General features: G+C 39.9%; 12 protein-coding genes. All 12 read right to left on the bottom strand.

Annotated elements, in window-relative coordinates; translation table 11 throughout:
• Positions 1-167: 167 nt before the first annotated feature.
• The 12 genes from B5473_RS21105 to B5473_RS12235 all read right to left on the bottom strand — a co-directional run bounded on the left by B5473_RS21105 (position 168) and on the right by B5473_RS12235 (position 13,749).
• Positions 168-293 (bottom strand): hypothetical protein, encoded by a 126-nt coding sequence (locus B5473_RS21105; RefSeq protein WP_303047318.1) that lies wholly within the window; start codon positions 291-293, stop codon positions 168-170.
• A 144-nt stretch (positions 294-437) separates the two neighbouring features.
• Positions 438-2,294: a molecular chaperone DnaK gene (dnaK, locus tag B5473_RS12290; protein WP_079525558.1), complete on the bottom strand. Its 1,857-nt coding sequence runs from the start codon at positions 2,292-2,294 to the stop codon at positions 438-440.
• Between the two features lie 92 nt (positions 2,295-2,386).
• Positions 2,387-2,953 carry a nucleotide exchange factor GrpE gene (gene grpE, locus B5473_RS12285; RefSeq protein WP_079525556.1) on the bottom strand — a complete coding sequence of 189 codons (567 nt, stop codon included), beginning with the start codon at positions 2,951-2,953 and terminating at the stop codon, positions 2,387-2,389.
• Between the two features lie 78 nt (positions 2,954-3,031).
• Positions 3,032-4,057 (bottom strand): heat-inducible transcriptional repressor HrcA, encoded by a 1,026-nt coding sequence (gene hrcA, locus B5473_RS12280; protein ID WP_079525554.1) that lies wholly within the window; start codon positions 4,055-4,057, stop codon positions 3,032-3,034.
• 128 nt (positions 4,058-4,185) lie between these two features.
• Entirely contained in the window at positions 4,186-5,331 is a 1,146-nt protein-coding gene (hemW, locus tag B5473_RS12275; RefSeq protein WP_079525552.1) for a radical SAM family heme chaperone HemW, read from the bottom strand.
• A gap of 140 nt (positions 5,332-5,471) precedes the next feature.
• Entirely contained in the window at positions 5,472-5,798 is a 327-nt protein-coding gene (locus tag B5473_RS12270; protein ID WP_079525550.1) for a geranylgeranyl pyrophosphate synthase, read from the bottom strand.
• A gap of 512 nt (positions 5,799-6,310) precedes the next feature.
• Positions 6,311-7,831, bottom strand: a complete 1,521-nt coding sequence (locus B5473_RS12265; protein WP_079525548.1) for a methyl-accepting chemotaxis protein — start codon at positions 7,829-7,831, stop codon at positions 6,311-6,313.
• A 734-nt stretch (positions 7,832-8,565) separates the two neighbouring features.
• Positions 8,566-9,432: a 2-oxoacid:ferredoxin oxidoreductase subunit beta gene (locus tag B5473_RS12255; RefSeq protein ID WP_079525544.1), complete on the bottom strand. Its 867-nt coding sequence runs from the start codon at positions 9,430-9,432 to the stop codon at positions 8,566-8,568.
• A 2-nt stretch (positions 9,433-9,434) separates the two neighbouring features.
• Positions 9,435-11,168 (bottom strand): 2-oxoacid:acceptor oxidoreductase subunit alpha, encoded by a 1,734-nt coding sequence (locus B5473_RS12250; protein ID WP_079525542.1) that lies wholly within the window; start codon positions 11,166-11,168, stop codon positions 9,435-9,437.
• A 735-nt stretch (positions 11,169-11,903) separates the two neighbouring features.
• Positions 11,904-12,170, bottom strand: a complete 267-nt coding sequence (locus tag B5473_RS12245; RefSeq protein WP_079525540.1) for a stage V sporulation protein S — start codon at positions 12,168-12,170, stop codon at positions 11,904-11,906.
• A 130-nt stretch (positions 12,171-12,300) separates the two neighbouring features.
• A complete protein-coding gene (locus B5473_RS12240; protein ID WP_079525538.1) occupies positions 12,301-13,023 on the bottom strand; it encodes a CpsD/CapB family tyrosine-protein kinase in 723 nt (240 codons plus the stop codon).
• Positions 13,024-13,749: a YveK family protein gene (locus tag B5473_RS12235; protein ID WP_079525536.1), complete on the bottom strand. Its 726-nt coding sequence runs from the start codon at positions 13,747-13,749 to the stop codon at positions 13,024-13,026.
• Between the last annotated feature and the right edge of the window lie 14 nt (positions 13,750-13,763).

Genomic DNA, 13,763 nt, shown 5'->3' with positions numbered 1-13,763 from the left:
AATAAAATTTAAAGTTCTACTTTCCGGGTGAATTGTTCTACTTTTCATCGAAGAACTTCTACTTTAGCCCCTGAACTTTCTACTTTCGCTTCAGTAAGTTCTACTTCTTCAGCTGAATCTTCTAATAAATTTCAAACTTCTACTTTCCGGGTGAATTGTTCTACTTTTCATTGAAGAACTTCCACTTTAGCCCCTGAACTTTCTACTTTCGCTTCAGTAAGTTCTACTTTCTCAGCTGAATCTTCTACTTTCTCACCTAAATCTTCTAATAAAACCCAACTTCCGCGAACCATGGGCGATACTTCCTAAAACGGATTAAAATCGCCGCTTTACTTCGCCTTCCCTCGCCCACTCTCCTGAATAAAATGGGGCTTATGACAAGCATAAAAGCCAAAGCCGCAAGCGGTCTTTGGCTTTTATGTGGAAATCAGAAAGAATTATTTATTGTCTTTGTCGTCTTTTACTTCTTCAAAGTCAGCGTCTACGATACCGTCGTCTTTTTGACCAGCGTCTGCTGCGCCTTCGAAACCTTCAGCGCCGCCTTGTGCTGCTTGAGCTGCTGCTGCCGCTTGCTCGTAAACTTTCATTACTAATGGCTGTAGTACGCCTTCTAATTTTTCTTTAGAAGCTTTGATGCCTTCAAGCTCGCCTTTTTCTAAAGCTGCTTTTAACTCGTCGCGTGCATCTTCAACAGATTTCTTTTCGTCTTCTGTGATTTGCTCACCTAAGTCTGTGATTGTTTTATCCACTTGGAATACTAATTGGTCTGCTTCGTTGCGAAGATCTGCTTCTTCTTTACGTTTCGCATCTGCTTCAGCGTTTGCTTCTGCATCTTTCACCATACGCTCGATTTCTTCTTCTGATAAACCTGAATCAGATTGGATCACGATTGTTTGTTCTTTTTGTGTTCCTAAGTCTTTCGCTTTAACTGATACGATACCGTTCGCATCAATATCGAATGTTACTTCGATTTGTGGAATACCACGTGGTGCTGGCGGAATATCAGATAATTGGAAGCGGCCCAATGTTTTGTTGTCTGCTGCCATTGAACGTTCACCTTGTAATACGTGAATGTCTACTGCTGGCTGGTTGTCTGCAGCTGTTGAGAACACTTGAGATTTAGATGTTGGGATTGTTGTGTTACGATCGATTAGTTTCGTCATAACACCACCCATTGTTTCGATACCTAATGATAATGGTGTTACGTCTAATAATAATACGCCTTGTACGTCACCAGCTAATACGCCGCCTTGTACAGCAGCACCCATTGCTACTACTTCATCCGGGTTTACGCCTTTGTGTGGCTCATGACCAGTTGCTTTTTTGATTGCTTCTACAACTGCAGGAATACGAGTAGAACCACCAACTAAGATGACTTTATCTAATTCTGAAGCAGAAAGACCTGCATCTGATAATGCTTGACGAGTTGGAACGATTGTACGCTCAACTAAATCTTTTGTTAAATCATCGAATTTCGCACGTGATAATGACATTTCCAAGTGAAGCGGGCCATCAGCACCTGCTGTGATGAATGGTAATGAAATTTGAGTAGAAGTTACACCTGATAAGTCTTTTTTCGCTTTTTCAGCTGCATCTTTTAAACGTTGCATTGCCATTTTGTCTTTTGATAAATCTACTGAGTTTTCTTTTTTGAACTCTTCTACTAAATAAGCGATGATTTTGTCGTCGAAGTCGTCACCACCAAGTTTGTTGTCACCCGCTGTTGCTAATACTTCAAATACGCCGTCAGCTAATTCAAGGATTGATACGTCGAATGTACCGCCACCTAAGTCGAATACTAGAATTTTTTGGTCAACGTCTTGTTGATCTAAACCGTAAGCTAAAGCTGCAGCTGTTGGTTCGTTGATGATACGCTCTACTTCTAAACCAGCGATTTTACCAGCGTCTTTAGTTGCTTGACGTTGAGCATCGTTGAAGTAAGCAGGAACTGTAATAACAGCTTTTGTTACTTTTTCGCCTAAGTAGTCTTCAGCATAGCCTTTTAAGTATTGTAAAATCATTGCAGATACTTCTTGTGGAGTGTACTCTGTATCTTCCACTTTCACTTTTTCGTTCGTACCCATTTTTGATTTAATTGAAATAATTGTGTTCGGGTTTGTTACAGCTTGGCGTTTTGCTACTTCACCAACTTGTTTTTCTCCATTTTTGAATGCTACTACAGATGGAGATGTACGGTTACCTTCTGGGTTTGGAATTACTTTTGGTTCTCCGCCTTCTAATACAGATACACAAGAGTTTGTTGTTCCTAAGTCAATACCGATAATTTTACTCATAATTTAATTTTCCTCCTAATAGTAAAAAACAAAATGTGTTTGATATGAAAATCTAAATTTTAAATATATAGATAGCACCGAAAAGCACTAAATTACTCGTTTACAGATACCATTGATGGACGCAGTACACGGTCCTTTAGCTGATACCCTTTTTGCAGTTCGCGTAAAATGATGCCTGTTTCCTTTTCACTGTCCTGCTCTTGCATTACAGCTTGGTGGAAGTTCGGATCAAAGCTTTCGCCTTCTGCAGGAATGATTGTAAGACCTTCTTTTTGCGTTGCAGCAAGTAACTGGTCATATACCATTTGTACACCTTTGTATAATGAAGCCGCTTCTTCTGTCGTCACTTCTACTTGCAGTGCGCGGTCTAAATTGTCCAGCACCGGTAAAAGTTCTGTTAATAAGCTTTGTGCACGGTATTTCTCAGCCGCTTCACGATCTAAACGGTTGCGGCGAGTTAAGTTATCGTAGTCAGCACGTAAACGCAGGTAACGTGCATCCTCTTCAGCAAGTTTCGCTTCAAGTTCAGCGATTTTCTGATCTTTTTCATCTACTGCATTTTCTTCTGTTTCAGTAGTTTCAGCTGTTTCAGCTGTTTCCACTACTTCTTCCGTAGTTTCTTCTTGCTGCAATTCTTCATTGTTTTTTGATTCTGACACTTCTTTTCCTCCTCGAGTATCAATCATTTATGAATTCAGCGGCTATGTATAACATTACGACCGCTGAATCAATGGCCTTTACTGCTTTTTATCGAAAAACGCTCTGGACAGACTGTTTGTCATGACATCCAATAATGTAACAACACGTCGGTAATCCATGCGCGTCGGACCGATAATGGCGATCGCCCCCTGCTGTTCTTCCCCTACAAGGAAGGAAGCGGTGATGACACTGCAGTTTTCCATTGCTAAATGATTGTTTTCTGAACCTATTCGTATTTGAATACCATTTTTCTGTTCATTGAATAAAGTTTGAACTTGGCTTTCCTTGTCGATCAGATCCATCAGCATTCGCATTTTTTCTAAATCATGGAACTCCGGCTGATTCAACATGTTGGATTTACCACCGTAATAAACTTTATTTTCGTGATGGTTTGAAGTAATGGATAACAATGACCGGATAATCGAATCGGATGCATGAATATGAGACTTCAATACCGATATCGCCTCAGTTTGAAGCTTTATCGGAAGTTCATATAGCGGCACACCGACTAGGCGGTCATTCAAAATATTAACCATTTTTTCAATATCATGCGGGTTAAAACCCGGTGGTAACGTTAGTGTGCGATTTTCTACATGACCGTTATCTGTGATGATAATAGCCACCGCTGTCTGTTCTGTTAACGGTACAATCTGGAATTTCTTGACACGATGTTTTTGAACATCCGGACCGAGTAAAATCGTCGTGTATGTCGTCAATTCAGATAATATATTTGCGGATTCTTTTATAATTTGTTCTGCTTCAACAATCTGCTTTTTAAAGAGCGACTGGATTTGCGCTACTTCGCCACTCGAAATGATTTGAGGCTGAAGTAAATGGTCGACATAAAAGCGATACCCTTTTTCAGAAGGGACCCTTCCTGAAGAAGTATGCGTTTTTTCTAAAAAACCCAGCTCCTCCAAATCTGCCATTTCATTACGTATTGTAGCAGCACTATACGTAATACCTTCTTTTTTGGATAGTTGACGCGAACCAACAGGCTGTGCTGACATCACAAATTCGTCTACGATTACTTGCAATAGTTGTAACTGCCGATTTGTTAACATCTTTCTCACCTCTGTTAGCACTCGATTAAGAGGAGTGCTAATATATTTATAAATTAGCAAATCTCTAAATTGATGTCAATGAATTCGTCCGTTTTTTTTAACTTTTTTCAAGTACCGCTGCAAAAAGATTATTCCCCTACTAAAAACCGCTGAAATACTTCATTGCCGATAAAACGGCCTTTTCTAGTTAAACGAATCCCTTCAGAGTCAATTTCAATCAGTTGCTCTTCCTGTAATTGATCGATTATTTCCTTATATATAGAAAGCATCGGCTGACCGAATTTCTTCTCAAATTCTTCATGTGTCACGCCGGCAGATTTTCTTAACCCTAAAAACATCTGCTCTTCCAGCTTCTCATCACCTGTCACTTCATGCTCATGCAATAAAGGACGCTCTCCTGCCATCACTGTTTCAATATACTTTTTGATCGGTGCGACATTGGAATAGCGTATTCCTTCCAAGTAACCGTGAGCACCAGCGCCAAATCCTGCGTATTCGTCATTATCCCAATAGATTTTATTATGTGTTGACTCATAGCCTTCATTCGCAAAATTACTAATTTCGTACTGCCGGAGTCCGTGTGCTTCCATCGTGTCCATCAAAACACCATACATGTCCGCTTCAAGATCCTCTGTCGGCAAATGGAGCTTCCCTTTTGCATACTGGATATAAAAGATCGTTTTAGGCTCTACGATAAGCGAGTACGCCGAATAATGCGGCAGATTCAATGCTAAAGCCTTTTCTAGCGTTTCTTGCCATTGTTCCATCGTCTGGCCAGGCAGACCATACATTAAATCAATGCTTATATTTTTAAATCCAACATTTTTTGCGTTTTGGATTGTTTCATATACATGTTCATTCGAATGAGTACGTCCGATTTTCTTTAAGAGTGACTGGTCGAATGATTGGACGCCCATACTTAAACGATTAACGCCGCCATTGTAAAGTGCCTGCAATTTATCGATAGTCAGTTCATCCGGATTTGCTTCACTACTAAACTCTTTTACGGATGACATCGGAATATGTTTCGTAATGAGCGATAATAATTTTTCGATTTGCTCTGCAGATAATGCAGTCGGGGTACCGCCACCAAGGAAAATCGTTTCGATATTTATGAACGCTTCCGGCATCCCGGCAACCGTCATTTCCATTTCCCGTCCAAGCGCTTCTATATATTCATCAACTGGCTGATTTTTAAAAAATACTTTATTAAAATCGCAGTAGTTACAAATTTGATGACAAAAAGGAATGTGAATATATACACCTCTAGCCATTTAAATCACTTCCTTATTCTAGTTGTTCTCCTTTTATTGTAGCCTTTCTCCACTAAAATACAAATACGGACCCTCAGAAAGAGAACAACAAAAAAAGCTTTGCTAAATGAAGATTCATTCAACAAAGCTGGATTCATCTATTAAATAGAAAATACAGGCTCTTCCTTATTCATTAACATAACCAAATCAATCGCCGTCATTTCAGGCAGCTTTGCGCAAAATTGTTTAGCTTCTTCAGCAGTATCGAACTGGAAGGCATCCAATTCTTTTGTGATTTCATATTGATCATCCAATAGTTGGATCATATAAAGGCGTACAGTTGGATGGCATCGTTTTGTTGCATCAAAGTTTTCTCCGGCAATGACAATACCAGTATCCGCTGACGTTTTGCTAACGATCGTTTCGATAATATGTAGCTCATCCTGGACAAACCACTTCGGTACGATTAGTTGAATTTGACTGTTCATAAAAAATACATCCCCTTATTTAATATATTTATCTAATGACAATACTAATTGATCACAGCAATTATTAAGTATTTGCCAAGTTGAACATAACACTCTGCCCTTTTACAAACATTCAGAAAATTGAAGTCCGCATGAAATGAAATGGTACGATACAAATATTTTCTACTAACTATTCTCTCTATATAATTTCATATTAACCAATAAAATACGCTATTTTTATACCACTATTCTACTACAGTCAAGAATTTATTAAAAGCTACATTATTAAAAATATTCTTAATATTAAATTAATGACTTTAGGTGTATTGCATTATGGAATAATTTTACATATCATTCATTAATATGACTTCTTGATTAAAGATACCAGTTTTCATGATAAATTTCATCAGTTTTCAGAAAATAATTACAAATTTTATCGTATTTTTATCTTTTCTTGTAAATTACTTATAAATATTACAGTAATATAACAAAAATTAAAATGCTTTCGACAAAAACTGTCAAAATCAGCGTAATCAGATTTGAAACCGTTTGACTGCATGTGTTAACGAACGCATATTTTTTGCGATGCTTTGAATTTCTTCATAAATTTCTGACGTTGAATTTTTCTGTATGTCAATTTGCTCCTGAATCAGGTGCATCGAGACGAGATTTCCTTCGGAGCGGTTGCTTAACTCCATCGAACTTTGCGCAACATCATGGGTATGACTGGAAATTTCATTCATAATAGTAGAAACTTGCTCCATTTGCGGACCGATCTGTTGTACTTGCATCGTAATTTCCCTGAATTTGGCCGCACTTTGTTCCGTTGTCGTGACCCCCGTATCAACACTTCTCATCGCATTTTCCATATTGTTCGTCGCTTCCAAAGTTCCTTGCTGAATTTTTGTGACGATTGTTGCAATGGATTTTGTGAACTCCTGCGATTGTTCCGCAAGTTTACGCACTTCCTGGGCCACAACGGCAAAACCTCGTCCATGTTCCCCTGCTCTTGCTGCTTCAATGGAGGCATTCAGCGCAAGCAGATTCGTCTGGTCGGCAATCGAGTGAATCATCGTCACTGCTCTTGAAACATGCTGTGTCTGTTCATTCAGCTGGGTAATTGTATTGTTCGCTGTTTGCATCGCACGTTCCACATCATGCATTTGTGCTATATTTTGCCCGACGATCGCTGCACCGTCTTCAGCCTGTGCAATTGTTTCTTTTATATAATGGTCAACATGATGCATGCGCTCGGTTATTTCATCAATCCCGGCTGCCACCTGCTGTACCGATGCTGCGTTATCCGCTAATCGGGTTGCTGCATATTGAAGTGAACCGGTCATGTCATCCGAGCTTGAGGCAATACGCACTGCCCCAGTTGTAATCTGCTCGGCATTTGTTTGAAGCTCGTTATTCGCTTCTGACGCCGATTCTGTATTTTTCCGGACTGTTTTTAAAAGCTCCTTCATATCACCAATCATTAAATTGTAGTATTTCGTTGTTTCCCCTAGCTCATCGCGCGCAGAGTATGTCGCGTACTTCGTTAAATCCCCTTGCTGCACGAGTTTAAATAGCTGTTTCAACTCGCGGGTCGGCTTATTGATCGAGCGAATTGCCTGAATACCAAAAAACAGTACAAGCAGCATTAAAAGGATGGAAATCGATAATAGAAGACTGTATCCGAATTTTATATCATTTTCATGACTGGCTAATTGTGCGGATGCCCGCTCGATTATGTATGCATCGATTTCCTCAAATAGTGTGGCGGAGGGGTTGCTCGCGAGCTGCTTCATATAAAACTCCATTTTGGAATCGAAAGCAACTAATTGCCCCATGGATTGCGCTGGGATTTCTTTTGTCTTGAGATACTGCTGTTCAATATCCTGCACTGTATGAAGTGTCATGAGTTTTTCTTCATATAAAGCCTGCGCTTCCCTTTCCATTTTTCGCAAATAATCCATACTGAATACGGTTAAAATGATGTTTGAACAGATACATATGATCATTAATACTGCAAGCCGGTCTTTAAATTTAATCGCATTACGAAAGCGCATGTTACACTACCTCATTTATCTATGTATTTTGGTTTAGTATAAAGGGCCTGTGTAAATAGATTTATGTAAATATGTTAATTTGTTGTAAAGGTGGGGGTTTTCATTTCTGTTACCTTAGAAAACTTAATGAAATTCATTGGAAGAATGGTAATTTGAGTCGGATAATCTGTTAGGGAATTATAATTGCTGCCGTCATAGCAGACAAGTCAGCGATTAAGACGAAATTTGAACCAATTAGTGTCCCCACTAGATTTCATTTTGTCGAGTAAGGTCTAGTTCATTTTTTAATTAGGAAGGTTGGAGATGTTTCTAATATATTTATAAATGTTCTAATATAATTTTATTTGTTCTAATAAAATGCGGATTTGCTAATATAGTCCCCTGTTGTGCTAATAAGTCTTCGGGATGTTCTAATATCACCTCTTGATTTGCTAATATCACGGTGACTTTTTCTAATAAACCTTTGAATTGTTCTAATAAAAACCCAATCCAAGTCCTTCCCTATCGCATCTGCATTCAAAAATAGCTCTAAAGAAGCTTTATTCAAATTTTGTTGTTCGATTTTCTAATAAGACACCAACTTTTTCTAATAAACTAATATTATTGTCTAATAAACCACTACGATGGTCTAATAAAAATGCTACTTCAACGGTGCATCTGCCATCTATAATTTCAGTAACAACAAAAAAACTATACAAGCCGGAAACCCCAGCCTGTATAGCCCTATAAACTAATTACATAAATTCCTTCGTCAGCTGATCAAATTGTTCTTCTGACAAGCTAATATCGATATCTGTTAATGGCAGCTCTGAATAGCCTTTGATTTTCTCCTGATACGAAGTTGTTTCAGTATCCTGATAAATAATGCCTGTTACAAGACCTTCATGGCGCATTACTGTTTGCATCGCCTCTTCGCGGTTAGATGAATCATAGCCTTCGATGTCAGCAAGCTTTGTTAAGTTCTCTTTGAACCAGTCGTACGTATTTACTTTGTTGTACGTTACACATGGTGAGAATACGTTGATGAACGAGAAGCCTTTATGGTTTAGGCCGGCTTCGATCATTGCTGTCAGTTCTTTAATGTCCGTTGAGAAGCCTTGTGCTACAAATGTCGCACCTGCTGTTAATGCAACTTCCAATGGTTTTAATGATGGCTCGATTGCTCCGCCTGGTGTTGATTTCGTAATGAAACCAGCAGCAGAACGTGGAGATGTTTGCCCTTTTGTTAATCCGTAAATTTGGTTATCCATTACTACATACGTAATGTCGATGTTACGGCGGATCGCATGGATTGTGTGACCCATACCGATCGCGAAGCCGTCACCGTCACCGCCTGAAGCGATAACTTTCAGGTCTTTGTTCGCCATTTTAAGGCCTTGTGCGATCGGTAATGCACGACCGTGAATACCGTGGAAACCGTATGAATTAATATAGCCTGAAATACGACCAGAACAGCCGATTCCTGAAATAACTGCCAATTCGCTTGGTTCATAGCCTACGTTTGCTGCTGCACGTTGAATCGCCGCTTGTACGGAGAAGTCACCACAGCCTGGACACCAGTTAGGTTTTACGGAATTTCGGAAATCTTTAAATGTTGCCATGATTAAATTTCCTCCTTCACTAAGTTTGTTAATTCACGTGGTAGGAATGGTGTACCATCGTATTTTAAAATCGATTTAGTCTTCGCGTGACCACCGATATTCATTTTCATAATATTTGCTAGCTGACCTGTCGCATTGTTTTCAACGACAATCACTTTTTTCGCTTTATCCATTAATGCACTCATTTCTTCTGCAGGGAATGGATGGATCAGCTTAATATGTGCGTGGTTTACTTTTACGCCTTCAGAGTTCAGCTTTTCCTGAACTTCTTCTATTGCTCCGCGCGTTGAGTTAAAGCCTACAAGCAATACGTCCGCATCTTCATGAGGTGCGTTCACGTATACCGGATTTTCAAAGCGGACATGCTGTAATTTACGCATACGCTTATCCATTTGCGTGCGACGGTTGCCCGTTGCTTCAGATGGCTTACCTGTTTCATCGTGCTCTACACCTGTTACGTGGTGAATACCGCCTTTTGTACCTGGCAGCACACGTGGAGAAACGCCGTCTTCTGTATTTTCATAACGCTTGAAGTAGTCTTTCGTTTCTTCGTCTTCAACCGCTTCGATAATTTTACCGCGGCGAATTTCTATTTTGCTGTAATCAAACGGATCAACCGACTGTTTACCTAATGATAACTGCAAATCTGTCATAACGATTACAGGTAATTGTAATTCTTCGGCAATGTTAAACGCCTGGATCGTATCGTAAAACGCTTCTTCCATTGTAGAAGGCGCAATAACTACTTTCGGGATTTCACCATGTGTACCGTAAAGCATTGCCATTAAATCCGATTGCTCCTGCTTTGTCGGTAAACCTGTTGATGGACCACCACGCTGTGTATCAAAAATTACAAGTGGCTGCTCCGTCATACCTGAAAGACCAATTGCTTCCATCATTAATGAAAGACCAGGACCAGCTGATGCCGTGAATGCACGCACACCGCCGTAGTTTGCACCGATCGCCATTGTTGCCGCAGCAATTTCGTCTTCTGTTTGAATAACCGCTCCACCTACTAATGGAAGCTTTTTAATCATGTATTCCATAATTTCAGATGCCGGTGTAATCGGATATGCTGCCATGAAACGAGAGCCGGCTGCCAAGGCACCTAATGCCGCTGCATCGTTACCGATCATGAACATACGGCGTTTTCCGTCTGCAGGCGCAATTTCCCATGTACCTACACGGTCACCGATCTGCTCTGAAATTGCCTGACGTCCGCGTTCAATCGCTTCAATGTTTTTCGCTACGACTTCTTCACCTTTACGTCCGAAAATTTCATTAACAACACTTTGGAAAACCGATTCATCCAAGTTTAAAAGTGCTGCCGTTGCACCAATCGCAACCATGTTTTTCATTAGAGACGTACCAAGTTCAGCCGCAATTTCCGTAAACGGTACCGCGTATAATGGCGCGACACTGTCTTCCGGATTTTTCGGATCAAATTTCGCATCCGCTAAAATGATACTGCTTGGTGTTAATTCTTTATAGTTCACGTCGATCGTTTCCTGGTCAAACGCCACTAGTATATCTAAGTCGTCCGCAATTGCGCGTACTTCTGTCGGACGAACCGTAATTTTATTATTCGTATGGCCACCTTTAATACGAGAAGAGAAATGACGGTAACCGTATAGGAAATACCCTAGACGATTCATTGCCATTGAGAAAATTTCACCTGTACTCTCAATCCCTTCACCTTGCTGCCCACCGACTTTCCATGAAAGCTGATGTAACATTTCAACATCTCCTTAAGATTTCTGTATTATTTAAAATAAAGCGATTAGGATGCTTTATCGAGCAGCTGCCGTATTGTGCAGCCGAATATAGTTTTTTCCTACATTAGTTTAACATGAAGTTTTCGTCTCTTCTATTGCAAATGTCATATCGAGTCAAAAAATCAGACCTTTGACGGAAAGTTCTGTACATAATTTGTTTTGAATTAAAACAAGATTTCTATTCCCTCAAATTTATATGGGAAATCTTTTATTGGAGGACGATTGATTATGTAAAAGAGTTGCAAGTGAATTGCGGATTTCAGTTTACGGAGTGATAATTTCATTTCCCTGCAAAAGTGGCGAATATAAAATAAAATTGACGATTAAAAACTAAAGTGGCGATTATCCGGTCTTGATTGACGATTATCTCTTGCAAAGTGGCGATTAAGTAAGCGAAACTGACGATTAAATGAACAGAATTGACGATTATTCTTCCAAAAGTGGCGGAGAATATTTTACCCGTTAATAATTGGCGAATATATAAATTCTATTGACGATTAACCCATCATAAGTGACGAATAACTGAACGAAATTGGCGATTAATTTAAACCGTTCTACTTTTGCCCTAAAAGTGGCGATAAAGTTCGGACAATTTATTCCCTATTTAAATTCCTTCTATTTAAATATACCCGCAAAACAAAAATACACCCGCTTAGCCCAGTTTGGGTGCTAAGCAGGTGTATGGGTCTTCATGGATTAACGATTTCTTTTTTCAACGAGTAGTTTTAATGCCGTACGATCTTCTCCTGCAATGATGATGTCCGCGAAAGCTGGCGCACAAATTAAATCTGTGCCGCTTGGGGCTACAAACCCTCGAGCGATTGCTACTGCTTTAATTGCCTGGTTTAACGCACCTGCACCTACCGCCTGCATTTCAGCAAACCCTTGCTCTCGTATAACCGCAACGAGTGCTCCTGCAACAGAATTAGGATTAGAACGAGATGATACTTTTAATGAATCCACAGCTATTTCCTCCTCATCTAGTACTGCTTTATCTTTTTTTAGGCAATTTTTATTGCCTGTACGTCATTGTATGCGCCTTCTGAAGCAATTAGAATCCGTTTTTTGCAACTACTGTAAGAAATTATTCAGATTATTCAGCATAACGGTAACCATCATAATAATTATAATGATTCTTTGTTTTGTAGTTGTTCAACACAACACCCAAAATCTTTGTGTGGGAAGCCGCCAACAGCATCTGTGCTTTTTTCGCGGCACGTTTGTCGATCACGCCCGTATTTAAAATCATGATCGCCCCGTCACATTTATTCGCCAGGATCTGCGCGTCAGTCACCGATAATAATGGCGGAGAATCAATAATAATGATGTCATATTGATTTTTCACTTCCTGAAATAAAGCTTCCAACCCTTGGGATGAAAGCAGTTCGGCAGGATTCGGCGGAATCGGACCGCTTGTAATGACATCGAGCCCCACGATAAAAGTCTCCTGGATCGCCTCATGCAACGCGGATCTTCTTGCAAGAATGTTAGACAAGCCAACTTTATTAAACGTTTTAAATGTATGATGCAGCGTCGGTTTCCGCATATCCGCATCAATAAGGAGCACCTTTTTGTCTTCCTGTGCAAACACGACACCGAGATTCGCCACGTTCGTCGATTTCCCTTCACCCGGTGTGGAAGAAGTAATTAAAATCGTCTTTAACGGCTCATCCGGCATGGAAAACTTAATATTTGTACGGATAGTGCGAAACTGCTCGATAATATGGGATTTCGTTTCAGTAAATGTCACGAGTTTCCTTGCGACATTCGAATTTTGCAACATATTTTTCTTTTTTCTCAGACTCAGCCTCACCATTTAACTTCTCCCCACTTTCTGCGCACGAAAAGAAAATCTTTTTTCCTTTTCTTCTTTAATCAAATCAACCATGCCGATCACCGGTAATTCCAGATAATCTTCCACATCGCGCTCGCTCTTAATCGACATATCCAAAAACTCAATGAGGAATGTCACTCCTAATCCGAGCATGACCCCAATGACAGCACCAATTGCGATGTTCATCATCTTATTCGGTTTTACCGGTGACGGATTTTCGCTCAATTTAGCAGCGGACAAAATCGAAATATTATCGATACTCATTAACTGTGGAATGTTCTCCTTAAATACTTCCGCTACCATATTCGATATGTCCACAGCTACTGCCGGATTCGGGTCCTCCACACGGATATTGACCACTTTGGAATCCGTTTTACTGAACACCGATATTTGCTGTGCCAGCTGTCCTGCCGTTTTATCCAAATCAAGACTTTCCAGTACCGGATTCAAGATGACCGGGCTTGTAATAATGACCTGATACGTATTAATTAAACTTAAATCGGTATTGGTACTTTGCAAAGAATACACTTGATCGGCATTGCCTTTTTGATTCACCAGAATTTGTGTTTGTGCCTCATAAATCGGGGTAATCGCATAAAAACTGATGCCTGCTGCTACTGCACAGCCGATTACTGTAAAAGCGATAATGAGTACGAGCCGTTTTTTTATGATTTTTATAAGTTCCTGTAGACTGATTGTTTCTCCCAATTGGATTCCCCCTA

Source organism: Solibacillus isronensis (assembly GCF_900168685.1).
In the GTDB taxonomy this organism is placed as follows: domain Bacteria; phylum Bacillota; class Bacilli; order Bacillales_A; family Planococcaceae; genus Solibacillus; species Solibacillus isronensis_A.
Note: the sequence above shows the minus strand (reverse complement) of the source record. Positions and strands in the feature narration are given on the sequence as shown.

Excerpts from the sequence above, each read along its gene's own strand:
- B5473_RS21105 (WP_303047318.1), bottom strand. The coding sequence starts at position 293 with ATGGTTCGCGGAAGTTGGGTTTTATTAGAAGATTTAGGTGAGAAAGTA.
- dnaK (WP_079525558.1), bottom strand. The coding sequence starts at position 2,294 with ATGAGTAAAATTATCGGTATTGACTTAGGAACAACAAACTCTTGTGTA.
- hrcA (WP_079525554.1), bottom strand. The coding sequence starts at position 4,057 with ATGTTAACAAATCGGCAGTTACAACTATTGCAAGTAATCGTAGACGAA.
- hemW (WP_079525552.1), bottom strand. The coding sequence starts at position 5,331 with ATGGCTAGAGGTGTATATATTCACATTCCTTTTTGTCATCAAATTTGT.
- B5473_RS12270 (WP_079525550.1), bottom strand. The coding sequence starts at position 5,798 with ATGAACAGTCAAATTCAACTAATCGTACCGAAGTGGTTTGTCCAGGAT.
- B5473_RS12265 (WP_079525548.1), bottom strand. The coding sequence starts at position 7,831 with ATGCGCTTTCGTAATGCGATTAAATTTAAAGACCGGCTTGCAGTATTA.
- B5473_RS12255 (WP_079525544.1), bottom strand. The coding sequence starts at position 9,432 with ATGGCAACATTTAAAGATTTCCGAAATTCCGTAAAACCTAACTGGTGT.
- B5473_RS12250 (WP_079525542.1), bottom strand. The coding sequence starts at position 11,168 with ATGTTACATCAGCTTTCATGGAAAGTCGGTGGGCAGCAAGGTGAAGGG.
- B5473_RS12240 (WP_079525538.1), bottom strand. The coding sequence starts at position 13,023 with ATGGTGAGGCTGAGTCTGAGAAAAAAGAAAAATATGTTGCAAAATTCG.